The following is a 22,809-nucleotide window of genomic DNA, read 5'->3' as shown; positions in this document are numbered from 1 at the left end:
TTGACTTTATCAACATATAATCTTCACCATCCTAGACTGTATAGTAAAATAATAGAGGAAAACTTTATGGGATTTTTAACAGGTAAACGCATACTCGTTACCGGTGTTGCAAGTAATCGTTCTATTGCTTATGGTATTGCACAAGCAATGCATCGTGAGGGTGCAGAATTAGCATTCACGTATCAAAGTGATAAATTAAAAGCACGCGTTGAAGAATTTGCGGCTGACTTTGGTTCTAAAATCGTGTTACCTTGTGATGTTGCTCACGATGATAGTATTACTAACCTATTTACAGAACTAGCAAAAACATGGGATAAATTTGACGGTTTTGTTCATGCTATTGCTTTTGCGCCTGGCGATCAATTAGACGGTGACTATGTTAATGCCGTCACTCGTGAAGGTTTTGCTATCGCTCACGACATTAGTTCTTATAGCTTTGTTGCAATGGCTAAAGCATGTCGTTCGATGTTGAATCCAAATTCAGCGTTAGTGACCCTTTCTTATCTTGGTGCTGAAAGAGCGATCCCTAACTATAATGTAATGGGTCTTGCTAAAGCGTCTCTAGAAGCAAACGTGCGTTATATGGCAAATGCTATGGGGCCAGAAGGAATACGTGTGAATGCTATCTCTGCTGGTCCAATTCGTACCCTTGCAGCATCAGGCATTAAAGATTTCAGAAAAATGTTATCACACTGTGAATCGGTTACACCAATTCGTCGAACAGTTACAATTGAAGACGTGGGTAATTCCGCGGCATTTTTATGTTCAAACTTAGCATCGGGCATTACTGGTGAAGTTGTACATGTTGACGGTGGATTTAGCATTGCTGCAATGAACGAGTTAGAACTTAAATAATAGGTATTATTTAAAAATAAAAAAGGCATCAATATTGATATTGATGCTTTTTTTATTCGTCTATTTTCTAATTTTTTAGGATTAAAAAGGGCAGTCCATACATTCATTTGATTTTCATCCTTTGATTTCTGAATCTATTCAGATATATCATAAGTTCCACGCCTTTCTTGTAAGAATTTTTTATCGATTGTTTTTATCTTGTTCACACTAACAATATGCATACATCATATGACCAACTAACATCATAACTTAAAAAGCGAGTACACAAATAATCATATCGATAAATAGTGCAGGGAAAATAAAAATTATGAATACTTATCCTTCATTTTCCGTTAAAATCTAAAGATGTTTGCTCAATACAAGTTTGTTGGAGAAAAAATGAAAATAGCAAAAAACACAGTAGTCAGTTTGGCATACCAAGTTCGCACTAAAGACGGGGTTTTGGTTGACGAAGCAACAGCTGTTGCACCTCTAGAATATTTACAAGGCGCTGGTAATTTATTACAAGAGCTTGAAAATGCACTAGAAGGTCATCAAGTTGGTGATAAATTTGATGTTGAACTTATCAATGCTTACGGTGATTTTAATGATGCACTGGTGCAAAATGTGCCACGTGATGTATTTGTCGGGGTTGATGAACTTGAAGTTGGCATGCGCTTTTTTGCTGATACCGACCATGGCGCTTTACCCGTTGAAATTACCGCAATTGATGGGGATACTGTGACAATTGACGGAAATCACATGTTAGCGGGACAAGATTTAAAATTTAATGTTGAAGTGTTAGCTATTCGTGAAGCAACCGAAGAAGAAATTGCGCATGGACATATCCATGGTGAACATGGTCACGAACATGGGCATGGTGGTTGTGGCTGTGGCGGACACGATCATGAAGATGAAGAAGATAGTGGTTGTTGTGGTGGCGGTCATGGTAGCTGCGGTTGCCATTAAGTCATCATATTAATTTACAAAAAAGCGCTTTATAGCGCTTTTTTATCATCATGTGAAATATTATCCATTTTTTTGCGAAACAATTCACAGTTTTCTCAATTTTCAATTCAATTAATTCAATTTTCTAAGAATAATTAATTTTTTTGATGCATGGAATATCAATATGATGCAGCCCGAATATCCCAAACTAATGCCGAGAGAAAAACTTTTACAATTTGGTGTTGAAACACTAAGTGATGCGGAATTACTAGCGCTATTTTTACGTACAGGTACCCGAAAATTACCAGTTTTAGAATTATCGCAAAATTTATTAAATGAATTTGGCTCGTTTTATCATTTGATGAATGCCAGTCATGAGCAGTTTTGTAAAAAACATGGATTAGGAACGGTTAAGTATACTCAGCTCAAAGCTGTTGTTGAATTATCTCATCGATATTTAAAAGTAAAAATGACTAATGAAAATTATCTCACTTCGCCTTCATTAACTCACCATTATTTAGCTAGTCGCTTAGCAGATAAAGATCGTGAAATCTTCATGGTCATTTTTCTGGACAATCAAAATCACGTCATTACATCTGAAGAAATGTTTATTGGTACTTATAACTGTGTAGAAGTTCATCCCAGAGAAGTAGCCAGAAAAGCATTACAATATAATGCTGCCTCTTTAATTTTAGCACATAATCATCCATCAGGTTTAGCAGAACCAAGTCAAGCAGATCGAAACTTAACACGCAGATTGGATCAAGTTTGTGAATTAATTGATATCCGCATTATTGATCATATTGTAATTGGTAAAGGTGAATATGTCTCGTTTGCTGAACGAGGATGGATTTAATCGCTCATTTTACTTAAAATAGAAACTTATATTTAAAAAGTCTAACTGTGAAAATGATATGAGACAACAAATTGAATTATTAGAAACCAAAGTTGCGTTTCAAGAAATCACCATTGAAGAATTAAACCAAGTTGTAACTAATCTTCAAGCCGATGTCAGTAAACTAAAAGAACAATTAATGCTATTATCACAAAAACTACAAGCCACTCAAACTTCGAATATTGCTAACTTATCTGAGGAAACACCACCACCACACTATTAATTATGTTTATAGTCAGATATCTCAATGATGAAATAATAATGTAGCCTATTTTTAAAAGACTATTAATACTTATTTATTAGATGTTCTTAAATTAACATTTGAAGTATCCAGAAGAGTTGTAAAAACATCGATATCTAAATCTACTTAAAAATAAATTAACATTGAAATTTCAATTAAACTAATCCCTCTCAATAGATTTTCATGCCATATGTTTATTAAAAACAACCTAAGCTGAATTTTTAATCAATCAAAAGAATAGAAATATAGTAGATTTAGATACGATGAACTTAAGGATAAGGAAACCAAAGTTAAAGGATCTGTGATAGATATCATCAATAAAAAACCGGCGTATAGCCGGCTTTTGTATACAATGATTTAAAATCTTATTCAGCTGTTGCTTCTGCTTCTACTGCAGGGCGATCAACTAATTCAATATAAGCCATTGGAGCATTATCTCCGTCACGGAAACCACATTTTAAAATACGTACATAACCACCTGGACGAGTAGCAAAACGTGGACCAAGATCTGAAAATAATTTTTTCACTGTATCTTTATCACGGATACGAGCAAAAGCCAAACGGCGATTAGCTACGCTATCGCTTTTGGCTAGCGTAATTAACGGTTCAACAACACGACGCAACTCTTTTGCTTTAGGCAATGTAGTTTTGATGATTTCATGTTCAACAAGTGAACTAGTCATGTTACGAAACATTGCTTGACGATGGCTGCTATTTCGGTTCAGTTGACGACCACTTTTACGATGGCGCATAACTTTATCCTTCTTATATAAATTTTATTTTAGTCTTCAACAATACTTGCTGGTGGCCAGTTCTCAAGACGCATGCCTAAAGACAAACCACGAGATGCGAGCACATCCTTAATTTCAGTAAGTGATTTCTTACCAAGATTAGGGGTTTTAAGTAGCTCAACTTCCGTACGTTGTACTAAATCACCAATATAATGAACTGCTTCTGCTTTTAAGCAATTAGCAGACCGAACAGTTAATTCGAGATCATCTACTGGACGTAGAAGAATCGGATCAAATTCCGGTTTATTTTCTTTAACTTCAGGTTGACGTACATCACGTAAATCAACGAAAGCTTCAAGTTGTTCAGCCAAAATAGTTGAAGCACGACGAATAGCCTCTTCAGGATCAATCGTACCATTAGTTTCCATATCGATAACTAATTTATCTAAATCAGTACGTTGTTCCACACGAGCTGCATCGACAGAATAAGCGATACGCTCAACGGGACTATAACATGCATCAACTAATAAACGACCAATTGGTCGCTCTTCATCTTCTGACTTAACGCGAGCAGAAGCAGGGACATAACCACGTCCTCGTTGTACACGAATACGCATACTAATTGAAGCATTTGCATCAGTAAGATGACAAATCACTAAATCAGGATTAACAATTTCAACATCACCATCATGAGTGATATCAGATGCAGTTACCGCACCAATTCCTGATTTATTTAAAGTCAGCATAACATCATCTTTAGTATGTACACGCACTGCTAATTTTTTCAAATTAAGCAAAATATCAAGTACATCTTCTTGAACGCCTTCTTTAGTACTGTACTCATGCAGAACACCGTCAATTTCAACTTCGGTTACTGCATATCCAGGCATTGATGATAATAAAATGCGGCGTAGTGCATTACCTAAAGTATGACCAAAACCACGCTCAAGTGGCTCTAAAGTCACTTTCGCATGAGTTTGAGTGTATTGAACAACATCAACTAGGTGAGGTTTTAAAAACTCTGTTACAGAACCCTGCATTATGTCCTCTCTTAAGTGCTAAACTTTACTTAGAGTAAAGTTCGACGATCAAATGTTCGTTGATGTCAGCAGATAAATCTGAACGTTCAGGTAAGCGTTTGAAAACACCTTCCATCTTGCTAGCATCAACTTCTAACCAGGTTGGTTTTTCACGTTGTTCAGCTAACTCTAAAGCGGCTTTAATACGTGCTTGTTTTTTTGATTTTTCGCGAACACTAATTACATCTTCAGGTGAAACTTGATAAGATGCAATGTTCACAACATGACCATTAACAAGAACAGCTTTATGACTAACTAATTGACGAGCTTCAGCGCGAGTAGCACCAAATCCCATACGATAAACAACGTTATCTAAGCGACGTTCTAAAAGGCCTAATAGGTTTTCACCTGTATTACCTTTAATACGTGCAGCATTTTTGTAGTAATTACGGAATTGACGTTCTAGAATTCCATAAATACGTCTAACTTTTTGTTTTTCACGTAACTGAACACCATAATCTGATAAACGCGGTTTGCGTGCACCATGTTGTCCAGGAGCTTGTTCTAACTTACATTTACTATCAACCGCTCGGACACCAGATTTAAGGAATAAATCAGTACCTTCACGACGACTTAATTTGAGCTTTGGTCCCAAATATCTTGCCATTTTATTTCTCCAATAATCCTAAACATTCAATGTTTAATAAAAAATTAAACACGACGTTTCTTTGGTGGACGACAACCGTTATGAGGAATCGGAGTAACATCAGTAATATTAGTGATGCGATAACCCGCTGCATTTAATGCACGAATTGTTGACTCACGACCAGGACCAGGTCCTTTTACCATAACTTCCAGATTCTTAATTCCGTAATCTTTTACGGCTTCTGCACAACGTTCAGCAGCTACTTGAGCAGCAAACGGAGTGGACTTACGAGAGCCACGGAAACCAGAACCACCAGCGGTTGCCCAACCCAACGCATTACCTTGACGATCGGTAATTGTTACGATTGTATTGTTAAATGATGCATGAATATGAGCTACACCATCAGAAACTTGCTTTTTAACACGTTTACGTGTACGAACAGGTGTCTTTGCCATTTATTATCACCTCAATTATTTCTTGATTGGCTTACGCGGTCCCTTACGGGTACGAGCGTTAGTCTTAGTGCGTTGACCACGGACTGGAAGTCCACGACGATGACGCATGCCACGATAACAACCAAGGTCTAATAAACGCTTGATACTCATAGTTACTTCACGACGTAAATCACCTTCAACGGTAAATTTTGCGACTTGTTCACGTAACTTCTCAATCTGATCTTCAGATAGTTCTCTGATCTTAACATTTTCAGGAATACCTGCTTCAGCACAAATTGTCTTAGCGCGGGTATTACCGATACCATAAATTGCTTGTAACGCAATTACAGCATGTTGCTGATCAGGAATGTTAATGCCTGCTATACGGGCCACTATGCACTCCTTTATTGTTAATGTTTAACAAACTCACCATACTGAAAAGCCCGTTTTCAGGATACTCAAACAGTAAGTCTGCAAATAAATTTAGGCTGGCTATTCTAGCCAGCTTTACTATACTTTGGCAAGTAAAATATGCAAAAGTTCAACTTTTAGACTAAATAAATTAGCCTTGACGTTGTTTATGTTTACCTTCAACGCAAATAACACGAACAATGCCGTTACGTTTAATGATTTTACAATTTCTGCATAATTTCTTGACTGAAGCACGAACTTTCATTTTTTTCTCCGTAACTTCTGGCTAACTTATCGGCCGTAGCCTTTAAGATTCGCTTTCTTTAACATTGACTCATAACGATTTGGCATCATCAAAGTCTGTACTTGTGCCATAAAATCCATGATTACAACAACTACAATCAGTAAAGATGTTCCACCAAATAGAACTGGAACTTTCATTGCATTTGTCATAAACATTGGAACCAAGCAAACAAATGTAATATATATTGCCCCGATTAACGTTAAACGCGTCATCACTTTATCAATATATATAGATGTTTGTTCTCCTGGACGAATCCCTGGAATAAATGCACCACCTTTTTTAAGCTGATCTGCTGTTTCTCGAGGATTGAATACCAATGCCGTATAAAAGAAACAAAAGAAGACAATCGCAGCAGCAAAAAAGATTATATATAATGGTTGGTCTGGAGCAAAACATTGTCCTATAACAAGGAAAATATATCGCCATCCCTCACCATCTCCTTGGAACCAAGAAGCCATCATTGATGGTAACATAACAATTGTTGAGGCAAATATTGCAGGAATAACACCAGCCATATTGATCTTTAATGGTAAATCAGAACGTTGTGCTGCATAAACACGACGACCCTGTTGTCGTTGCGCATAATTAACAACAATTCTTCGTTGACCACGCTCAACAAATACAACAAAGTACGTTATAGCTACCACTAAGACTGCAATTGCTAATAATAGAATTGGATTCAAATCACCAGAACGAGCTTGTTCAATAGTTTGATATATTGCCGGAGGTAGACTTGCTACGATACCTGAGAAAATAATGATAGATATACCATTACCAACTCCACGCTCCGTGATCTGTTCTCCAAGCCACATAAGAAACATTGTACCCGTGACTAAACTAACCGATGCAACAAAATAGAAAGAAAATCCAGGATTAACGACTATGTGTCCAAATTGTGGAATATTTGGTAAACCAGTCGAAATACCAACCGCCTGTATAATAGCTAAGGCTAAAGTACCATAACGAGTATACTGACTAATTTTCTTTCGACCAGATTCACCTTCTTTCTTTAATTCTGCTAATTTAGGGTTAATCGCTGTTAATAGCTGCATAATAATTGAAGCAGAAATATACGGCATTATCCCTAAAGAAAAAATTGAAGCACGGCTTAAAGCACCACCAGAGAACATATTAAACATATCCACAATACCATGTGATGTTCTAGCTAATTGTTCCATTAATGCTTTAGTATCTATACCAGGAACGGGAATATAAGAACCAAGACGAAAAACAATAAGCGCTAAAAGCACAAATAGTAAACGTCTTTTAAGCTCACTACTACCGCCTCGGGTACTTTGAAAATCTAATCCTGGTTGCTTTGCCATCTTCTAATTATTCCTCAATTTTTCCGCCAGCAGCTTCAATTGCAGCTTTAGCACCTTTAGTTACTCGAATACCACGAATAGTTACAGGTTTTGTTATTTCACCAGATAACATAATTTTAGCATATTCGATTTGTGAATTAATCACATTTGCAACTTTTAAGCTATTTAAGTCAACAACATCACCTTCAACTTTCATTAAGTCAGAAAGGCGAACTTGTGCTGTAACTAGAGCTTTACGAGAAGTAAAACCAAATTTTGGTAAACGACGATATAAAGGCATTTGACCACCTTCAAAGCCACGACGAACGCCGCCACCTGAACGTGATTTTTGACCTTTAATACCACGAGTACCTGTTTTACCCAATCCAGAACCGATACCTCGGCCTAGACGTTTTGGTGCATGCTTTGAACCTTCAGCAGGAGATAAAGTATTTAAACGCATTACTATTACTCCTCAACTTTGACCATGTAATAAACTTGGTTTACCATACCACGAATAGCAGGAGTATCCTCGCGCTCTACAGTATGACCAATACGACGTAATCCTAGTCCAACTAACGTTGCTTTATGCTTCGGTATGCGTCCAATAGAACTACGAGTTTGTGTAATTTTAATTGTCTTTGCCATGGTTAATTACCCCAAAATTTCTTCGACGGTTTTACCACGCTTAGCAGCAACCATTTCTGGTGATTTCATATTTTCTAAGCCATCAATCGTTGCACGAACCACATTAATTGGGTTTGTAGAACCATATGCTTTAGCTAGAACGTTACGAACACCAGCAACTTCTAATACAGCACGCATTGCACCACCGGCGATAATACCAGTACCTTCTGATGCTGGTTGCATATAAACACGAGAACCTGTATGAGCACCTTTAACAGGATGCTGTAAAGTATCGTTATCTAAAGCAACATTAATCATATTGCGACGTGCTTTTTCCATTGCTTTTTGGATTGCTGCTGGCACTTCACGTGCTTTACCATATCCAAAACCTACGCGGCCATTACCGTCACCAACAACTGTTAGTGCAGAAAAACTAAAAATACGACCACCTTTTACGGTTTTAGAAACTCGGTTAACTGCGATTAGTTTTTCCTGCAGTTCACCAGCTTGTTTTTCGATGTTTGACATCTTTAACTCCTACCTTAGAACTGTAGGCCAGCTTCGCGAGCAGCATCTGCTAGCGCCTGAACTCGACCATGATATTGGAAACCCGAACGATCAAAAGAAACTTCTTTGATATCTTTCGCTAATGCACGCTCTGCGATTGCTTTACCAACTGCAGCTGCTGCATCTTTGTTTCCGGTGTATTTTAAACTTTCACTGATAGCTTTTTCTAATGTAGAAGCGGCTGCCAGTACTTCTGATCCGTTTGGTGCGATAATCTGCGCATAAATATGACGCGGAGTACGGTGAACCACTAAGCGAGTTGCAAGTAGTTCATGCATCTTGCGACGCGCTTTAGTTGCACGACGGATACGAGCTGATTTCTTATCCATAGTGTTACCTTACTTTTTCTTAGCTTCTTTAGTACGCACAACTTCATCTGCGTAACGAACACCTTTACCTTTATAAGGTTCAGGACGACGATAAGCACGGATATCTGCTGCCACTTGTCCAATTAACTGTTTATCAGCACTTTTTAGTATGATTTCAGTTTGTGATGGACATTCAGCGGTTACACCAGCAGGTAATTGATGCTCAATTGGATGTGAATATCCAAGAGACAGACCAATTGCGTTACCTTTAACTTGTGCACGATAACCGACACCAACTAGCTGAAGTTTTTTAGTAAAACCTTCAGTAACACCAATAACCATTGCATTAATCAACGCACGTGCAGTACCTGCTTGAGCCCAAGCATTCGCAAAGCCGTCACGAGGTGCAAATTTAATTTGACCTTCTTCTTGATTAATAACAACAGCATTATTAATTGTACGAGTTAACTCGCCATTTTTACCTTTAATCGTAATTACCTGACCATTGAGTTTTACCTCTACGCCAGCAGGAACAACGACAGGTGCTTTTGCAACACGAGACATTTTTTTCTCCCTTACGCTACGTAGCAGATAATTTCACCACCAAGACCTGCTTGGCGTGCTGCACGATCAGTCATAACACCTTTAGAAGTAGAAACAACTGCGATACCTAGTCCAGCCATAACTTTTGGCAATTCATCTTTACGTTTATAAATACGTAAACCTGGACGGCTAACACGTTTAATACTTTCTACTACTGCCTTACCTTGGAAATATTTCAGTGTAATTTCCAACTCTGGCTTAGTGTCACCAACTACTTTAAAGTCCCCGATATAACCTTCTTCCTTTAGCACATTGGCAATAGCCACTTTTAGCTTAGAGGAAGGCATGGTGACTGCAACTTTATTCGCAGCTTGACCGTTACGAATACGGGTCAACATATCTGCTATAGGATCTTGCATGCTCATCTATAACACTCCCCTGATTACCAACTTGCCTTTTTAAGACCAGGAATCTCACCACGCATGGCTGATTCACGAACCTTAATACGGCTTAAACCAAACTTACGAAGGACGCCATGAGGACGACCGGTTTGACGACAACGACGACGTTGACGTGATGGACTAGAATCACGAGGAAGCGTTTGCAATTTAAGCACTGCATTCCAACGATCTTCATCTGATGCATTAAGATCAGAGATAATCGCTTTTAATTCTTGACGCTTTGCAAAATATTTTTCTGCTAGCTTTACGCGTTTCTTATCGCGTTCAATCATTGATTGTTTAGCCATTATGCCCTACCTTACTTACGAAATGGGAAGTTAAAGGCAGATAATAAAGCTCGGCCTTCTTCATCTGATTGTGCACTTGTTGTGATAGTAATATCTAAACCACGAACACGATCAACTTTATCATAATCGATTTCAGGGAAAACGATTTGCTCACGAACACCCATGCTATAGTTACCACGACCATCGAAAGATTTTGCGCTTAAACCGCGGAAATCTCGAGTACGAGGAAGAGCAATATAAACTAGACGTTCAAAAAATTCCCACATACGTTCGCCACGTAAAGTGACTTTACAACCAATAGGATACCCTTGACGGATTTTAAAACCAGCAACTGATTTGCGTGCTTTAGTGACTAGTGGTTTTTGACCACTGATTGCTGCTAAATCTGCAACCGCATTATCTAATAATTTCTTATCAGTAATTGCTTCACCCACACCCATATTCAAGGTGATCTTTTCGATCCGAGGGACTTGCATGACAGATTTGTAGCCAAACTGTTCTTGCAGTTTATTTACTACCTGTGCTTTGTAGTAATCATGCAGTTTCGCCATCGTACACTCCAAATTACTTAATTGATTAATTTATTAGTAGACTTGAAAAAACGGACTTTTTTGCCGTCTTCAAAACGAAAGCCTACGCGATCTGCTTTGTCTGTATCAGGATTATAAATTGCAACATTAGAAACATTGATTGGTGCTTCTTTTTCAACAATTCCACCTTCTTGATTTAATGCAGGTACTGGTTTTTGATGTTTTTTCACCAAATTAATACCTTCAACAATCACTTTGCCTGTAGACAAAACGCTTTTTACTTTACCGCGTTTACCTTTATCTTTACCGGTTAACACGATAACTTCATCTTCTCGACGGATTTTCGCTGCCATTACCCGCTCCTTACAGTACTTCTGGTGCTAATGAAATGATCTTCATAAACTTCTCAGAACGAAGTTCACGAGTGACCGGTCCAAAAATACGCGTACCAATCGGTTGCTCACTGTTATTGTTTAAAATAACACAAGCATTGCGATCGAAACGAATGACAGATCCATCAGGACGACGAACACCTTTTCTAGTGCGCACGACAACAGCTTTAAGTACATCACCTTTTTTAACTTTACCACGTGGAATTGCTTCTTTAATGGTAACCTTGATGATATCACCTACCGCTGCATAACGACGGTGCGATCCACCGAGAACCTTGATACACATTACACTACGTGCGCCAGAGTTATCGGCAACATCTAGCCTAGTCTGTTCTTGGATCATTTTAATGCTCCGTATAAATAAATTATTGTCTAATCTACCTTCATCCACCTCAACTACCATGGATAAGAATAGACAACCAAAAACCCACATATGTGAGGGCGCATAGTATAACACCACTCAAATAAAATGGATAGCATAAAATAAACGGCTGCATTTAGCCGTTTATTATATTATGTACAGTTTTTAATCGATTAGATTAACTAACTGCTTTTTCTACGATTCGAACAAGAGTCCAAGATTTGGTTTTTGATAATGGACGACACTCTTTAATTTCTACAGTATCACCAATACCACACTCGTTGTTTTCATCATGTACATGCAATTTAGTCGTACGTTTAATGAACTTACCATATAACGGATGCTTCACTTTACGTTCTATAGCTACAGTAATAGATTTATCCATTTTGTCGCTAATAACACGACCTTGCTGAGTACGAATTTTTACTTCAGTAGTCATATTACGCACCCGCCTTTTCAGTTAATAACGTTTTAACTCGTGCAATATTACGACGCACTTGTTTTAACATATGAGTCTGTGTCAACTGACCTCCAGCTAATTGCATACGTAAGTTAAATTGCTCACGTAATAAATTAAGAAGTTCAGTATTTAACTCTTCAACGCTTTTTTCGCGTAGCTCTTTTGCTTTCATTTACATCACCGTCTTAATCACAAAGGTGGTTTTAATTGGCAGTTTTGCAGCTGCCAACGCAAATGCTTCACGAGCAACTTCTTCCGGTACTCCGTCCATTTCATAAAGGACTTTACCTGGTTGAATCTGAGCAACCCAGTATTCAACGTTACCCTTACCTTTACCCATACGCACTTCAAGTGGTTTTTCAGTAATTGGTTTATCAGGGAAAACTCGAATCCAGATTTTACCTTGACGCTTAACTGCACGAGTCATTGCACGACGTGCTGCTTCGATCTGGCGCGCAGTCAAACGACCACGACCCACAGCCTTAAGACCGAATGTACCGAAACTTACGTCAGTACTCACAGCTAGACCACGATTGCGGCCCTTGTGCACTTTACGGAATTTTGTACGCTTTGGTTGTAACATCAGCGACGCTCCTTATTGTTTTCGGCCTTTGCGCTGCTTTTTCGGTTGAGCAGCAGGTTGTTTTTCTGCTTGTTCAACGGCAGCCATACCACCAAGGATCTCACCTTTGAAGATCCACACTTTAACACCAATAATACCATAGGTAGTTAATGCTTCAGACACTCCGTAGTCGATGTCAGCTCGTAGTGTATGTAGAGGTACACGACCTTCACGATACCACTCTGAGCGAGCAATTTCAGCGCCGCCTAAACGACCACTTACTTCAACTTTGATACCTTTAGCACCCGCTTTCATTGCGTTTTGTACCGCACGTTTCATTGCACGACGGAACATAACACGGCGTTCTAACTGAGAAGTAATGCTGTCAGCAACTAATTTTGCATCAAGTTCAGGTTTACGAACTTCAGCAATATTAATTTGTACTGCAACATCACGTTTTTCTCTTTTGTCTTTATACTTATTGACAATAGAAGCTACGGCATTACGTAATTTTTCAACGTCCTCACCTTTTTTACCAATCACGATACCTGGACGAGCAGTGTGAATAGTAATGCGAACGTTAGTTTCTGCTGAACGGTCGATTACAATTTTAGAGATTGACGCTTGTGCTAATTCTTTGTTTAAGAATTCACGCACTCTAAAATCACTTTCTAAATTATCAGCGAATGTCTTTGTACCCGAATACCATGTAGATGTCCAAGGCTTGACAATGCCTAATCGGATACCATTTGGATTTACTTTTTGACCCATTGCTATTCTCCAGCCTAGCGATCTGAGACGATCACGGTGATGTGACTCGTACGCTTCAAAATTCGATCTGCACGACCTTTCGCACGAGGCATAATACGCTTCATGGTTGGGCCTTCGTCTACGAAAATTTTCGCAACTTTTAGATCATCAATATCAGCACCATCGTTATGCTCTGCATTAGCAATAGCAGACTCTAATACTTTTTTAACAAGTACAGCCGCTTTTTTATTGGTGTACGTTAAAATATCAAGTGCCTGAGACACTTTTTTACCGCGAACAAGATCTGCAACTAAGCGAACTTTTTGTGCAGAAGAACGAGCGTGGCGGTACTTTGCAATTGTTTCCATCTCTTTCTCCTACTTATTTCTTCTTAGCTTTCTTATCCGCAGCGTGACCGCGATAAGTACGAGTCGGCGCGAATTCACCCAATTTATGACCAACCATTTCGTCGGAAACATAAACTGGAACGTGCTGACGACCATTATGGACAGCGATGGTCAAACCGATCATGTTAGGAAAGATCGTTGAACGACGGGACCAAGTACGAATTGGTTTCTTGTCCCCGCTTTCCACCGCTTTCTCTACCTTCTTCAGCAAGTGTAGGTCAATAAAAGGACCCTTCTTGAGAGAACGTGGCATAGCTAATCCTCTATATTAATTATTTCTTATTGCGACGGCGAACAATATACTTATCAGTACGTTTGTTGCTACGCGTTTTCAATCCTTTGGCTTTTTGACCCCATGGAGACACAGGATGTTTACCAAAGTTACGACCTTCACCACCACCATGTGGATGGTCTACCGGGTTCATTGCTGTACCACGAACAGTAGGACGAACACCACGCCAACGCGTTGCACCCGCTTTACCTAGTACGCGAAGCATATGTTCTGAATTACCGACTTCACCAATAGTGGCACGACAATCAGATAATACTTTACGCATTTCACCTGAACGTAGACGTAATGTTACATATGCACCATCACGCGCAACGATTTGAACATAGCTACCAGCTGAGCGAGCAAGTTGTCCGCCTTTACCTGGTTTCATTTCAATGTTATGCACGGTAGAACCGACTGGAATATTGCGCATTGGTAAACAGTTACCTGTTTTAATCGATGCATCAACACCAGATTGGATCTGATCACCTGCTTTTAAGCCTTTAGGCGCTAAAATATAACGACGTTCACCGTCTTTATATAAAACCAATGCAATATTTGCACTACGGTTTGGATCATATTCCAAACGTTCAACAACTGCTGGAATACCATCTTTATTACGCTTAAAGTCAACAATACGATAATGTTGTTTATGACCACCACCGATATGACGGGTAGTGATACGACCATTATTATTGCGACCACCAGTTTTGCTTTTTGAATCAAGCAACGGTGCATAAGGCTTACCTTTATGCAACTCTGGGTTAACCACTTTAACAACGTGGCGACGACCCGGAGATGTAGGTTTACACTTAACAACTGCCATTGTTCTTACTCCTCCGAATTACTCAGCGACGCCAGCAAGGTCTAAGTTTTGACCTTCTGCTAAAGTTACGTAAGCTTTTTTCCAGTCGCTACGGCGACCAATTTGTTGACCACGACGTTTTACTTTGCCTTTAACAACAAGTGTATTAACGTCATCTACTTTAACTTCAAATAGTTGTTCAACTGCGGCTTTAATCTCTCTCTTAGTAGCATCTTTAGCAACTTTCAATACTAATGTATTTGTTTTTTCCATTGAAATAGATGCTTTTTCAGAAACATGTGGTGCTCGCAGGACTTTAAGCAGACGCTCTTCACGAATCATGCTAACATCTCCTCTACTTGTTTAACGGCATCAACAGTGATAACCACTTTGTCAAATGCAATCAAACTAACTGGATCAATACCTGCCACATCACGCACATCAACTTTATGCAAGTTACGTGCTGCTAAGAAAAGATTCTCATCAACTTCAGTTGTAATGATAAGGACATCGTTAAGATTCATATCATTTAATTTCTGAGTTAATAATTTAGTCTTAGGTGCTTCAACAGTAAATGTTTCAACCACAACTAAACGCTCTTGACGCACTAATTCAGAGAAAATACTCTTTAATGCACCACGATACATTTTACGGTTAACTTTTTGGCTATGATCTTGTGGTTTTGCTGCAAATGTTACACCACCACTACGCCAGATTGGGCTCTTAATAGAACCTGAACGAGCACGACCTGTGCCTTTTTGACGCCATGGTTTTTTGCCTGAACCAGCGATTTCTGCACGAGTTTTTTGTGCGCGTGAGCCTTGACGAGCAGCAGATGCATAAGCAACAACTACTTGGTGAACTAACGCTTCATTAAACTCACGTCCGAAGGTAGTTTCGGAAACAGAAAGCGCTTTCGCGTCTTTTACTACTAATTCCATCTCTATCTCCTCGACGTTAAGCCTTGATTGCCGGTTTAACAATTACGTCACTATTGATTGCGCCTGGAACTGCACCTTTAATTAATAAAAGGTTGCGTTCAGCATCAACACGTACAATATCTAAGTTTTGAACAGTTACACGTTCATTACCTAGGTGACCTGCCATTTTACGACCTTTGAACACTTTACCTGGAGTTTGGTTTTGACCGATAGAGCCATGACCACGGTGTGCCAAAGAGTTACCATGAGTTGCATCTTGAGTACGGAAGTTCCAACGTTTAGTTACGCCAGCAAAACCTTTACCTTTAGATGTTCCAGTAACATCAACTTTTTTAACGTCTGTGAAAATATCAACGTTAATACTTTGCCCTACAGTAAATTCGCCTTCTTCAAAACGGAATTCCCATAGACCACGACCAGCTTCAACGCCAGCCTTAGCAAAATGACCTGCTTCAGGTTTATTTACACGGCTTGCTTTTTTGCTGCCAGTAGTAACCTGAATAGCTTGATAACCATCGTTCTCTAAAGTTTTAACTTGAGTAACGCGGTTGCTTTGAACTTCAACTACGGTGACAGGAATAGAAACACCTTCTTCGGTGAAGATTCGTGTCATTCCTACTTTACGACCGATTAAACCAATCATTGTTTAGACCTCTCAATCATTCAGCTTAGGATTAACCTAAACTGATCTGCACATCAACACCGGCAGCAAGATCTAGGCGCATTAAAGCATCAACTGTTTTTTCAGTTGGCTCAACAATATCAACTAGACGTTTATGAGTACGAATCTCATATTGATCACGCGCGTCTTTATTAACGTGCGGAGAAATCAATACGGTGAAACGCTCTTTGCGTGTCGGTAATGGAATAGGACCACGAACTTGCGCACCAGTGCGCTTCGCAGTTTCTACAATTTCAGCAGTTGATTGATCAATCAAACGATGATCAAACGCTTTTAACCGGATACGGATTCTTTGGTTCGACATGAGACCAGAGCTCCACTATTTAAAAGTTATAACAAAAGACTACTCCTCTTACCCTGTTTCGATTGACAGGAGAGTGTAATCCGTTCTTTTCGTAACCCCCAGATCGGGAGTATTGTTGATATAATTCAATATTATTAAATAAGGATTATATCTTCATACGCATTTGCTTATCAAAAATTCAACAAACAAAGTGGCGATGATTATACGTAAATTATTAACTAATGCAAGAAATAATTAATAATAGATGCTTTATTGATCAGCTTAAAAATAATGATAAACCATTTTTATTGATTAAATTTCAAGCTAATCAAACAAGTTGTAGTGATTACTTAAGAAAATGATGATAATGAGGAATCTGTCGCCATGAAGTGATGGCGACAAGGCTAATGATCTTCTTTGGCATGATTAAGACTATATCTTGGAATTTCAACTTCAAGATCTTCATCGGCAACACGAGCCTGACAACTTAGTCGACTATGTGGTTCAACGCCCCACGCTTTATCTAACATATCATCTTCTTGTTCATCACTCTCTTCAAGTGAGTCAAAACCTTTACGGACAATACAATGGCAAGTTGAACAAGCACATGACATTTCACAAGCATGCTCAATTTCAATATCGTTACGTAAAGCGACTTCTAAAATAGATTCACCTTCTTGCGCTTCAACTGTTTTCCCTTCAGGGCAAAGTTCAGCATTTGGTAAAAAAGTAATTTTTGGCATAATAATCTCGTTAGTTAAATATCATCAACTTTATGACCGGTTAAAGCTTGACGAATGGATCTATCCATACGCTTAGCCGCAAAATCCTGCGTCACGTTATCAACAATTTTAATTTGCTTTTCAATTTCGTATATATCATTGGATTCGCTTACCGCTTGTAAACGATGTTTAGCATTTAAAATTTGATTAAGCTGATGCTCATTCAATAAGTCAGCATCTTTATCTAATGCATTTTGTAAACTTTCAAGGACTCTTGCTGCTTCAACTTTTTGTTCAGCAAGCATTCTAGTTTGCTTATCTTGTTGAGCGTAATTGATGGAATCTTGAATCATAGTTGCAATTTCTTTATCAGTTAGCCCATAAGATGGCTTAACTTGTATTGCAGCTTCAACACCTGTTGATTTTTCCATTGCCGTTACGTTTAGCAATCCATCAGCATCCACTTGGAAAGTGACACGAATATGTGCGCCACCAGCAGGCATTGGCGGAATGCCACGTAAGATAAATTGCGCCAACGATCGACAATCTGCTACATTTTCACGTTCACCTTGTAAAACATGAATCATCATAGCGGTCTGACCATCTTTAAACGTTGTAAATTCTTGCGCCCTTGCACAAGGGATCGTGCTATTACGAGGAATGATTTTTTCAACCAATTCACCCATTGTTTCGATGCCTAAAGATAAGGGAATTACATCAAGCAACAACATATCAGAATCGGGTTTATTACCCACTAAAATATCCGCTTGAATGGCAGCCCCAATAGCGACTACTTTATCTGGATCGATAGAAGTTAAAGGTTTTGTTTTGAAATAATTACCGACCGATTCACGCACAAACGGAATTCGGGTAGATCCCCCCACCATGACCACTTCAACAATTTCATCGATATCAATATCAGCATCTTTTAATGCACGCCGACAAACGGCTAAGGTTCGTTTAACTAGCGGTTCAATGAGTTGTTCAAATTGATGTCGGGTTATAGTTAAGACCTGATTATCAAATGTTACCGTGACAGCATCTTGATGGCTGAGAGCAATTTTAATGTCAACCGCTTGATGAATCATTCTCTGATTCAACTGTGCATCATGATGATTAATCAACCCTAATTCGTTTTTAATATACTCCGCAAGTAAACGATCGAAGTCATCACCACCAAGAGCAGAATCTCCCCCTGTTGATAGAACTTCAAAAACGCCTTTATGTAAACGCAGAATAGAGATATCAAAAGTCCCACCACCTAAATCATATACAGCAATTATGCCTTCTTTTCCAGAATCAAGGCCATAAGCGATAGCTGCAGCAGTAGGTTCATTCAACAAACGTAAAACGTGTAAACCAGCTAATTTAGCAGCATCTTTTGTTGCCTGTCGTTGAGCATCATCAAAATAGGCGGGAACGGTGATGACGACACCATCGATTTCACCATTCAAACTCGCTTTAGCCCGATCTGCTAGAGCAATCAAGATTTCAGCAGAGACTTGTATAGGATTAACTTGCTGATTCGGTAAATTTAGTAATGGCACACCATTTTCTGTCATGGATAATGGATAAGGGAAATGAGATATGTCTATATCCGAAAGACGTCTTCCCATTAATCGCTTAACTGAACTTACTGTATTTTTTGGATCAGAAGTAGCACTGTTTTTAGCATTTTTACCAATTGTGATAATAGTATTATCATCATGATCAACGCCATAATGTACAACTGAAGGCAATAAAAAATCGCCTTCTAAATCTGGCAGGACTTCAGATTTACCGCTTCGAACGGTTGCAACTAGTGAGTTGGTCGTACCCAAATCAATGCCAACCGCAATCCGACGTTGATGTGGTTCTGGTGTTTGACCTGGTTCACTAATTTGTAATAATGCCATTTAACTTATCTCTACTTGATGTGTTATTTATCTTAAATTATAAAGCATATTGCTTTTCTTGTAACTTTTCGATCTGTTCTATTAATCGAGTAAGATAACGAATCTTGTAGATTTGATTTAGAGCGGATTGCCAATCTTGTTGCGATATATTGTTCAACAATTGATTATAAATATCTTTTTTGCGGCCTGATATTTCAGACCCAAAGCTATCTAATAGTTCAAAGTTTGACTGACTTTCAATATCATCTAGCTTTTCACGCAAAACAAATTGCTCCATTAAAAAATCTGCATCATGAATAATATGTTGTTCCGTTGCCACATCAAAGCCTTGCAAAGATAGGAAATATTCAGCTGCTTTTATAGGATTTTTTAATACTTGATAAGCATCATTAATCATGGCTGATTTTTGAATAATCGCCATTTTTTCACTATCCGATGCCGTTGCAAAATTATCAGGGTGATACTGTCTTTGTAATTGTTGATATTGTAATGTTAACTGCTGCGTATCGACAGGTAACTGAATAGGTAGATGAAATAACTCAAAATAATTATTCACGCTTGATGCCTCAGTTAAACATTAAAGCTTTCGCCACAACCACACTCATTATGCGCATTAGGATTATTGAATTTAAAACCTTCATTTAATCCTTCTTTAACAAAATCAAGTTCAGTGCCATCAATATAGACTAAGCTTTTTTTATCCACGATAACTTTGACATTTTTGTCTTCAAATACACTGTCATCGTCATTAATCGTATCAGCAAACTCTAAAACATAAGCCATACCCGAACAACCAGATGTTTTAACGCCTAATCTTAGACCGATGCCTTTTCCACGATTAGTTAAAAAAGCTTGAACACGATCAGCTGCACTAGTGGTTAATGTAATAGCCATTAACTTTGCCCTTTTTTAGTCTTATAGTCATCAATTGCCGCTTTGATTGCATCTTCAGCTAAAATTGAACAGTGAATTTTAACTGGCGGTAAAGCGAGTTCTTTAGCAATATCCGTATTTTTTATTGCTTGTGCTTCATCTAAAGATTTACCTTTAATCCATTCGGTAACTAACGAACTTGAAGCAATTGCGCTACCACAGCCATAAGTTTTAAATTTCGCATCTTCAATAATGCCATCATCATTCACTTTAATTTGAAGTCGCATGACATCGCCACAGGCTGGTGCACCAACCATACCACTACCAACATTCGGATCGTTTTGATCGAACGATCCGACATTGCGAGGGTTTTCGTAATGATCGACTACTTTTTCACTGTATGCCATAATTTACTCCTAATTTTAATGGGCTGACCATTTTATTTTTGATAAATCAACACCATCTTTAAACATTTCCCAAAGTGGAGATAAGTTTCTTAATTTATCAATAGAGTTTTTGATTAACTCAATGACATAATCCACTTCTTCTTCAGTACTAAATCGACCTAGTGAAAAACGGATAGAGCTATGTGCTAATTCATCATTGAGGCCTAGTGCCCGCAATACATAAGAAGGTTCTAAACTCGCTGACGTACAGGCAGAGCCAGAAGATACAGCCAAATCTTTTAATGCCATCATTAACGATTCACCTTCAATATAAGCAAAACTGACATTTAAAATATTTGGTGCGCTGTGTTCTAAAGATCCATTTAGATAAACTTCTTCTATATCTTTTAAACCATTCCATAACCGATTTTTGAGTGCCAATAGACGTGGCATTTCAGTAGCCATTTCTTCTTTTGCTATCCGATATGCTTCACCCATACCAACAATTTGGTGCACAGGTAGCGTTCCAGAGCGCATGCCTCGTTCATGACCACCACCATGCATTTGGGCTTCGATACGAACACGTGGTTTACGTCTTACATACAGCCCACCGATACCTTTTGGACCATAGATTTTATGACCTGAAAAAGACATCAAGTCTACTTTCAATTTGGTTACATCAATCGGTAATTTACCAACAGCTTGGGTTGCATCCACGTGGAAAACAATGCCTCTTTCACGACACATTTCACCAATTTTTTCGATATCTTGTATGACGCCTGTCTCATTATTGACATGCATGATAGACACCACTGTCGTATCACTACGCATTGCTGCTGCGAGTTTGTTTAAATCTAATATTCCATCAGATTCAGGTGCTAAATACGTTACTTCATAACCTTCTCGTTCTAGTTGGCGACAAGTATCAAGCACGGCTTTATGTTCAGTTTTACACGTAATAATATGTTTACCTTTAGCCTGATTAAAGTGTGCTGCACCTTTAATGGCTAGATTGTCCGCTTCAGTCGCGCCAGAAGTAAAAACAATTTCTCGTGAATCGGCACCGATAAGATCGGCTATTTGATTTCGTGCAATATCAACCGCTTCTTCTGCTTGCCAACCAAATTTATGTGAACGAGATGCGGGATTACCAAAAACGCCGTCTAGAGTTAAATACTGCATCATTTTTTCAGCAACTCTAGGATCTACTGGCGTAGTTGCAGCATAATCCATATAAATAGGTAGTTTCATTAATGACTCCTAATGACAAATTCTGTATTCAATTTATTAATTAATGCTGGTGTGTTTGATATTGCTTTGTCTACTAGCAACAGCTTTGACTTCTTTATTATTAACTAATTCACTTAATGTAATACTTGTTAAAAAGTCATCAATTCGTTCACTTAAGTCATTCCATAACGTATGAGTTAAACATCTAACACCACCTTGACATCCGTCGAGACCATGGCACTTTGTTGCGTGTACAGTTTCATCAACTGCTTTAACAATAGAACTGATAGCTATTTGATCCATACTACGACTAAGTACATAACCACCACCAGGACCTCGAACACTTGAGACTAATCCATTTTTCCGTAAACGGGCAAACAGTTGTTCAAGATAAGAAAGTGAGATTTCTTGACGTTCTGAAATATCAGCAAGAGATACGGGGCCTGAATTGGAATGTAACGCCACATCCAACATTGCAGTTACTGCATATCTTCCTTTTGATGTCAATTTCATTAATCATGCTCCTCTATATATTAGAGGTATTGTATATATCCGTTTATTTTAGTCAAGTATTTAGTTGACTATTTTAGTGGGATTTATTTTATTATTTTTATTGACCTATTCTATCAGAGAGGTTTTTACTCAAAAAAGTTCATCATCGACGAATTATACTGAAATATGATAATCTAATAAGCAACT

At 38.5% G+C, this 22,809-nt stretch carries 39 protein-coding genes; 4 read left to right on the top strand and 35 right to left on the bottom strand.

Annotated elements, in window-relative coordinates:
- Positions 1-66 precede the first annotated feature (66 nt).
- The 4 genes from fabI to GYM75_RS01040 all read left to right on the top strand — a co-directional run bounded on the left by fabI (position 67) and on the right by GYM75_RS01040 (position 2,900).
- The gene (gene fabI, locus GYM75_RS01055; RefSeq protein ID WP_220216347.1) at positions 67-855 is read left to right on the top strand and encodes an enoyl-ACP reductase FabI; all 789 of its coding nucleotides are present in this window, start codon (positions 67-69) and stop codon (positions 853-855) included.
- A gap of 378 nt (positions 856-1,233) precedes the next feature.
- Complete coding sequence (gene slyD / locus GYM75_RS01050) at positions 1,234-1,803, top strand: peptidylprolyl isomerase (protein WP_220216346.1); 570 nt, start codon at positions 1,234-1,236, stop codon at positions 1,801-1,803.
- Positions 1,804-1,969: 166 nt separating this feature from the next.
- Positions 1,970-2,638, top strand: coding sequence for a DNA repair protein RadC (gene radC / locus GYM75_RS01045; RefSeq protein ID WP_220217265.1), 669 nt, complete (start codon positions 1,970-1,972; stop codon positions 2,636-2,638).
- A gap of 58 nt (positions 2,639-2,696) precedes the next feature.
- Positions 2,697-2,900, top strand: coding sequence for a SlyX family protein (locus tag GYM75_RS01040; protein WP_220216345.1), 204 nt, complete (start codon positions 2,697-2,699; stop codon positions 2,898-2,900).
- A 383-nt stretch (positions 2,901-3,283) separates the two neighbouring features.
- Here GYM75_RS01040 and rplQ read toward each other — a convergent pair whose 3' ends face one another.
- From rplQ to iscR, 35 genes are all read right to left on the bottom strand, one after another.
- Entirely contained in the window at positions 3,284-3,670 is a 387-nt protein-coding gene (rplQ, locus tag GYM75_RS01035) for a 50S ribosomal protein L17 (protein ID WP_065558593.1), read from the bottom strand.
- Positions 3,671-3,699: 29 nt separating this feature from the next.
- Positions 3,700-4,689: a DNA-directed RNA polymerase subunit alpha gene (gene rpoA, locus GYM75_RS01030; protein ID WP_220216344.1), complete on the bottom strand. Its 990-nt coding sequence runs from the start codon at positions 4,687-4,689 to the stop codon at positions 3,700-3,702.
- Positions 4,690-4,714: 25 nt separating this feature from the next.
- Positions 4,715-5,335 (bottom strand): 30S ribosomal protein S4, encoded by a 621-nt coding sequence (rpsD, locus tag GYM75_RS01025; RefSeq protein ID WP_065558591.1) that lies wholly within the window; start codon positions 5,333-5,335, stop codon positions 4,715-4,717.
- Between the two features lie 44 nt (positions 5,336-5,379).
- On the bottom strand, positions 5,380-5,769 hold the full coding sequence (gene rpsK, locus GYM75_RS01020; protein ID WP_034948028.1) for a 30S ribosomal protein S11: 390 nt from the start codon (positions 5,767-5,769) through the stop codon (positions 5,380-5,382).
- A gap of 15 nt (positions 5,770-5,784) precedes the next feature.
- A complete protein-coding gene (gene rpsM, locus GYM75_RS01015) occupies positions 5,785-6,141 on the bottom strand; it encodes a 30S ribosomal protein S13 (RefSeq protein ID WP_034948025.1) in 357 nt (118 codons plus the stop codon).
- A gap of 169 nt (positions 6,142-6,310) precedes the next feature.
- A complete protein-coding gene (gene rpmJ, locus GYM75_RS01010) occupies positions 6,311-6,424 on the bottom strand; it encodes a 50S ribosomal protein L36 (RefSeq protein ID WP_025314403.1) in 114 nt (37 codons plus the stop codon).
- A gap of 26 nt (positions 6,425-6,450) precedes the next feature.
- The gene (gene secY / locus GYM75_RS01005; RefSeq protein ID WP_220216343.1) at positions 6,451-7,788 is read right to left on the bottom strand and encodes a preprotein translocase subunit SecY; all 1,338 of its coding nucleotides are present in this window, start codon (positions 7,786-7,788) and stop codon (positions 6,451-6,453) included.
- Between the two features lie 7 nt (positions 7,789-7,795).
- On the bottom strand, positions 7,796-8,230 hold the full coding sequence (gene rplO, locus GYM75_RS01000; protein WP_220216342.1) for a 50S ribosomal protein L15: 435 nt from the start codon (positions 8,228-8,230) through the stop codon (positions 7,796-7,798).
- Positions 8,231-8,235: 5 nt separating this feature from the next.
- Positions 8,236-8,415, bottom strand: a complete 180-nt coding sequence (rpmD, locus tag GYM75_RS00995) for a 50S ribosomal protein L30 (RefSeq protein ID WP_065558587.1) — start codon at positions 8,413-8,415, stop codon at positions 8,236-8,238.
- 6 nt (positions 8,416-8,421) lie between these two features.
- Positions 8,422-8,922, bottom strand: coding sequence for a 30S ribosomal protein S5 (rpsE, locus tag GYM75_RS00990; protein ID WP_220216341.1), 501 nt, complete (start codon positions 8,920-8,922; stop codon positions 8,422-8,424).
- Between the two features lie 14 nt (positions 8,923-8,936).
- Positions 8,937-9,290, bottom strand: coding sequence for a 50S ribosomal protein L18 (gene rplR / locus GYM75_RS00985; RefSeq protein WP_025314398.1), 354 nt, complete (start codon positions 9,288-9,290; stop codon positions 8,937-8,939).
- 9 nt (positions 9,291-9,299) lie between these two features.
- Positions 9,300-9,833 carry a 50S ribosomal protein L6 gene (rplF, locus tag GYM75_RS00980; RefSeq protein WP_065558586.1) on the bottom strand — a complete coding sequence of 178 codons (534 nt, stop codon included), beginning with the start codon at positions 9,831-9,833 and terminating at the stop codon, positions 9,300-9,302.
- An 11-nt stretch (positions 9,834-9,844) separates the two neighbouring features.
- Complete coding sequence (gene rpsH / locus GYM75_RS00975) at positions 9,845-10,237, bottom strand: 30S ribosomal protein S8 (RefSeq protein WP_220216340.1); 393 nt, start codon at positions 10,235-10,237, stop codon at positions 9,845-9,847.
- Between the two features lie 17 nt (positions 10,238-10,254).
- Positions 10,255-10,560, bottom strand: coding sequence for a 30S ribosomal protein S14 (gene rpsN / locus GYM75_RS00970; protein ID WP_025314395.1), 306 nt, complete (start codon positions 10,558-10,560; stop codon positions 10,255-10,257).
- Between the two features lie 11 nt (positions 10,561-10,571).
- Positions 10,572-11,111, bottom strand: coding sequence for a 50S ribosomal protein L5 (gene rplE / locus GYM75_RS00965; RefSeq protein WP_065558584.1), 540 nt, complete (start codon positions 11,109-11,111; stop codon positions 10,572-10,574).
- A gap of 17 nt (positions 11,112-11,128) precedes the next feature.
- On the bottom strand, positions 11,129-11,443 hold the full coding sequence (gene rplX / locus GYM75_RS00960) for a 50S ribosomal protein L24 (protein ID WP_220216339.1): 315 nt from the start codon (positions 11,441-11,443) through the stop codon (positions 11,129-11,131).
- Positions 11,444-11,453: 10 nt separating this feature from the next.
- The gene (rplN, locus tag GYM75_RS00955; protein ID WP_025314392.1) at positions 11,454-11,825 is read right to left on the bottom strand and encodes a 50S ribosomal protein L14; all 372 of its coding nucleotides are present in this window, start codon (positions 11,823-11,825) and stop codon (positions 11,454-11,456) included.
- Between the two features lie 196 nt (positions 11,826-12,021).
- On the bottom strand, positions 12,022-12,282 hold the full coding sequence (gene rpsQ / locus GYM75_RS00950) for a 30S ribosomal protein S17 (protein ID WP_025314391.1): 261 nt from the start codon (positions 12,280-12,282) through the stop codon (positions 12,022-12,024).
- Between the two features lies 1 nt (position 12,283).
- Positions 12,284-12,475 (bottom strand): 50S ribosomal protein L29, encoded by a 192-nt coding sequence (rpmC, locus tag GYM75_RS00945; RefSeq protein ID WP_034902373.1) that lies wholly within the window; start codon positions 12,473-12,475, stop codon positions 12,284-12,286.
- Complete coding sequence (gene rplP, locus GYM75_RS00940; RefSeq protein WP_025314389.1) at positions 12,476-12,886, bottom strand: 50S ribosomal protein L16; 411 nt, start codon at positions 12,884-12,886, stop codon at positions 12,476-12,478.
- A 12-nt stretch (positions 12,887-12,898) separates the two neighbouring features.
- Positions 12,899-13,636 (bottom strand): 30S ribosomal protein S3, encoded by a 738-nt coding sequence (gene rpsC, locus GYM75_RS00935; RefSeq protein WP_065558582.1) that lies wholly within the window; start codon positions 13,634-13,636, stop codon positions 12,899-12,901.
- Between the two features lie 14 nt (positions 13,637-13,650).
- Positions 13,651-13,983 carry a 50S ribosomal protein L22 gene (gene rplV, locus GYM75_RS00930; protein ID WP_034884235.1) on the bottom strand — a complete coding sequence of 111 codons (333 nt, stop codon included), beginning with the start codon at positions 13,981-13,983 and terminating at the stop codon, positions 13,651-13,653.
- Between the two features lie 13 nt (positions 13,984-13,996).
- The gene (rpsS, locus tag GYM75_RS00925) at positions 13,997-14,275 is read right to left on the bottom strand and encodes a 30S ribosomal protein S19 (RefSeq protein WP_024496505.1); all 279 of its coding nucleotides are present in this window, start codon (positions 14,273-14,275) and stop codon (positions 13,997-13,999) included.
- 19 nt (positions 14,276-14,294) lie between these two features.
- Positions 14,295-15,119, bottom strand: coding sequence for a 50S ribosomal protein L2 (gene rplB, locus GYM75_RS00920; RefSeq protein ID WP_065558580.1), 825 nt, complete (start codon positions 15,117-15,119; stop codon positions 14,295-14,297).
- Positions 15,120-15,137: 18 nt separating this feature from the next.
- Positions 15,138-15,440 carry a 50S ribosomal protein L23 gene (gene rplW, locus GYM75_RS00915; protein ID WP_034885052.1) on the bottom strand — a complete coding sequence of 101 codons (303 nt, stop codon included), beginning with the start codon at positions 15,438-15,440 and terminating at the stop codon, positions 15,138-15,140.
- Complete coding sequence (rplD, locus tag GYM75_RS00910; RefSeq protein WP_065558578.1) at positions 15,437-16,039, bottom strand: 50S ribosomal protein L4; 603 nt, start codon at positions 16,037-16,039, stop codon at positions 15,437-15,439. The genes rplW and rplD overlap by 4 nt, the downstream gene beginning before the upstream one ends.
- A gap of 16 nt (positions 16,040-16,055) precedes the next feature.
- A complete protein-coding gene (gene rplC, locus GYM75_RS00905; RefSeq protein ID WP_065558577.1) occupies positions 16,056-16,682 on the bottom strand; it encodes a 50S ribosomal protein L3 in 627 nt (208 codons plus the stop codon).
- 31 nt (positions 16,683-16,713) lie between these two features.
- On the bottom strand, positions 16,714-17,025 hold the full coding sequence (rpsJ, locus tag GYM75_RS00900; RefSeq protein WP_006120582.1) for a 30S ribosomal protein S10: 312 nt from the start codon (positions 17,023-17,025) through the stop codon (positions 16,714-16,716).
- A 383-nt stretch (positions 17,026-17,408) separates the two neighbouring features.
- Positions 17,409-17,747 (bottom strand): ISC system 2Fe-2S type ferredoxin, encoded by a 339-nt coding sequence (gene fdx / locus GYM75_RS00895; RefSeq protein WP_065558576.1) that lies wholly within the window; start codon positions 17,745-17,747, stop codon positions 17,409-17,411.
- 14 nt (positions 17,748-17,761) lie between these two features.
- On the bottom strand, positions 17,762-19,621 hold the full coding sequence (gene hscA / locus GYM75_RS00890; protein ID WP_220216338.1) for a Fe-S protein assembly chaperone HscA: 1,860 nt from the start codon (positions 19,619-19,621) through the stop codon (positions 17,762-17,764).
- A gap of 37 nt (positions 19,622-19,658) precedes the next feature.
- Positions 19,659-20,177: a co-chaperone HscB gene (gene hscB, locus GYM75_RS00885; RefSeq protein ID WP_220216337.1), complete on the bottom strand. Its 519-nt coding sequence runs from the start codon at positions 20,175-20,177 to the stop codon at positions 19,659-19,661.
- Positions 20,178-20,191: 14 nt separating this feature from the next.
- Positions 20,192-20,515 carry an iron-sulfur cluster assembly protein IscA gene (gene iscA / locus GYM75_RS00880; RefSeq protein ID WP_065558573.1) on the bottom strand — a complete coding sequence of 108 codons (324 nt, stop codon included), beginning with the start codon at positions 20,513-20,515 and terminating at the stop codon, positions 20,192-20,194.
- Complete coding sequence (gene iscU, locus GYM75_RS00875) at positions 20,515-20,901, bottom strand: Fe-S cluster assembly scaffold IscU (protein WP_065558572.1); 387 nt, start codon at positions 20,899-20,901, stop codon at positions 20,515-20,517. The genes iscA and iscU overlap by 1 nt, the downstream gene beginning before the upstream one ends.
- A 15-nt stretch (positions 20,902-20,916) precedes the next feature.
- Positions 20,917-22,131, bottom strand: coding sequence for an IscS subfamily cysteine desulfurase (locus GYM75_RS00870; protein WP_220216336.1), 1,215 nt, complete (start codon positions 22,129-22,131; stop codon positions 20,917-20,919).
- Between the two features lie 36 nt (positions 22,132-22,167).
- Positions 22,168-22,623, bottom strand: a complete 456-nt coding sequence (iscR, locus tag GYM75_RS00865; RefSeq protein WP_220216335.1) for a Fe-S cluster assembly transcriptional regulator IscR — start codon at positions 22,621-22,623, stop codon at positions 22,168-22,170.
- Positions 22,624-22,809: the final 186 nt, after the last annotated feature.

This window comes from Gilliamella sp. ESL0441 (genome assembly GCF_019469185.1).
Taxonomy (GTDB): domain Bacteria; phylum Pseudomonadota; class Gammaproteobacteria; order Enterobacterales; family Orbaceae; genus Gilliamella.
The sequence above is the reverse complement of the archived record's forward strand: the minus strand, read 5'-3'. Positions and strand labels throughout refer to the sequence as shown.

Bases quoted from the DNA above. Each gene is read 5' to 3' on its own strand.
- fabI (WP_220216347.1), top strand. From the start codon at position 67: ATGGGATTTTTAACAGGTAAACGCATACTCGTTACCGGTGTTGCAAGT.
- slyD (WP_220216346.1), top strand. From the start codon at position 1,234: ATGAAAATAGCAAAAAACACAGTAGTCAGTTTGGCATACCAAGTTCGC.
- radC (WP_220217265.1), top strand. From the start codon at position 1,970: ATGCAGCCCGAATATCCCAAACTAATGCCGAGAGAAAAACTTTTACAA.
- GYM75_RS01040 (WP_220216345.1), top strand. From the start codon at position 2,697: ATGAGACAACAAATTGAATTATTAGAAACCAAAGTTGCGTTTCAAGAA.
- rplQ (WP_065558593.1), bottom strand. From the start codon at position 3,670: ATGCGCCATCGTAAAAGTGGTCGTCAACTGAACCGAAATAGCAGCCAT.
- rpoA (WP_220216344.1), bottom strand. From the start codon at position 4,689: ATGCAGGGTTCTGTAACAGAGTTTTTAAAACCTCACCTAGTTGATGTT.
- rpsD (WP_065558591.1), bottom strand. From the start codon at position 5,335: ATGGCAAGATATTTGGGACCAAAGCTCAAATTAAGTCGTCGTGAAGGT.
- rpsK (WP_034948028.1), bottom strand. From the start codon at position 5,769: ATGGCAAAGACACCTGTTCGTACACGTAAACGTGTTAAAAAGCAAGTT.
- rpmJ (WP_025314403.1), bottom strand. From the start codon at position 6,424: ATGAAAGTTCGTGCTTCAGTCAAGAAATTATGCAGAAATTGTAAAATC.
- secY (WP_220216343.1), bottom strand. From the start codon at position 7,788: ATGGCAAAGCAACCAGGATTAGATTTTCAAAGTACCCGAGGCGGTAGT.
- rplO (WP_220216342.1), bottom strand. From the start codon at position 8,230: ATGCGTTTAAATACTTTATCTCCTGCTGAAGGTTCAAAGCATGCACCA.
- rpmD (WP_065558587.1), bottom strand. From the start codon at position 8,415: ATGGCAAAGACAATTAAAATTACACAAACTCGTAGTTCTATTGGACGC.
- rpsE (WP_220216341.1), bottom strand. From the start codon at position 8,922: ATGTCAAACATCGAAAAACAAGCTGGTGAACTGCAGGAAAAACTAATC.
- rplR (WP_025314398.1), bottom strand. From the start codon at position 9,290: ATGGATAAGAAATCAGCTCGTATCCGTCGTGCAACTAAAGCGCGTCGC.
- rplF (WP_065558586.1), bottom strand. From the start codon at position 9,833: ATGTCTCGTGTTGCAAAAGCACCTGTCGTTGTTCCTGCTGGCGTAGAG.
- rpsH (WP_220216340.1), bottom strand. From the start codon at position 10,237: ATGAGCATGCAAGATCCTATAGCAGATATGTTGACCCGTATTCGTAAC.
- rpsN (WP_025314395.1), bottom strand. From the start codon at position 10,560: ATGGCTAAACAATCAATGATTGAACGCGATAAGAAACGCGTAAAGCTA.
- rplE (WP_065558584.1), bottom strand. From the start codon at position 11,111: ATGGCGAAACTGCATGATTACTACAAAGCACAGGTAGTAAATAAACTG.
- rplX (WP_220216339.1), bottom strand. From the start codon at position 11,443: ATGGCAGCGAAAATCCGTCGAGAAGATGAAGTTATCGTGTTAACCGGT.
- rplN (WP_025314392.1), bottom strand. From the start codon at position 11,825: ATGATCCAAGAACAGACTAGGCTAGATGTTGCCGATAACTCTGGCGCA.
- rpsQ (WP_025314391.1), bottom strand. From the start codon at position 12,282: ATGACTACTGAAGTAAAAATTCGTACTCAGCAAGGTCGTGTTATTAGC.
- rpmC (WP_034902373.1), bottom strand. From the start codon at position 12,475: ATGAAAGCAAAAGAGCTACGCGAAAAAAGCGTTGAAGAGTTAAATACT.
- rplP (WP_025314389.1), bottom strand. From the start codon at position 12,886: ATGTTACAACCAAAGCGTACAAAATTCCGTAAAGTGCACAAGGGCCGC.
- rpsC (WP_065558582.1), bottom strand. From the start codon at position 13,636: ATGGGTCAAAAAGTAAATCCAAATGGTATCCGATTAGGCATTGTCAAG.
- rplV (WP_034884235.1), bottom strand. From the start codon at position 13,983: ATGGAAACAATTGCAAAGTACCGCCACGCTCGTTCTTCTGCACAAAAA.
- rpsS (WP_024496505.1), bottom strand. From the start codon at position 14,275: ATGCCACGTTCTCTCAAGAAGGGTCCTTTTATTGACCTACACTTGCTG.
- rplB (WP_065558580.1), bottom strand. From the start codon at position 15,119: ATGGCAGTTGTTAAGTGTAAACCTACATCTCCGGGTCGTCGCCACGTT.
- rplW (WP_034885052.1), bottom strand. From the start codon at position 15,440: ATGATTCGTGAAGAGCGTCTGCTTAAAGTCCTGCGAGCACCACATGTT.
- rplD (WP_065558578.1), bottom strand. From the start codon at position 16,039: ATGGAATTAGTAGTAAAAGACGCGAAAGCGCTTTCTGTTTCCGAAACT.
- rplC (WP_065558577.1), bottom strand. From the start codon at position 16,682: ATGATTGGTTTAATCGGTCGTAAAGTAGGAATGACACGAATCTTCACC.
- rpsJ (WP_006120582.1), bottom strand. From the start codon at position 17,025: ATGTCGAACCAAAGAATCCGTATCCGGTTAAAAGCGTTTGATCATCGT.
- fdx (WP_065558576.1), bottom strand. From the start codon at position 17,747: ATGCCAAAAATTACTTTTTTACCAAATGCTGAACTTTGCCCTGAAGGG.
- hscA (WP_220216338.1), bottom strand. From the start codon at position 19,621: ATGGCATTATTACAAATTAGTGAACCAGGTCAAACACCAGAACCACAT.
- iscA (WP_065558573.1), bottom strand. From the start codon at position 20,515: ATGGCTATTACATTAACCACTAGTGCAGCTGATCGTGTTCAAGCTTTT.
- iscU (WP_065558572.1), bottom strand. From the start codon at position 20,901: ATGGCATACAGTGAAAAAGTAGTCGATCATTACGAAAACCCTCGCAAT.
- GYM75_RS00870 (WP_220216336.1), bottom strand. From the start codon at position 22,131: ATGAAACTACCTATTTATATGGATTATGCTGCAACTACGCCAGTAGAT.
- iscR (WP_220216335.1), bottom strand. From the start codon at position 22,623: ATGAAATTGACATCAAAAGGAAGATATGCAGTAACTGCAATGTTGGAT.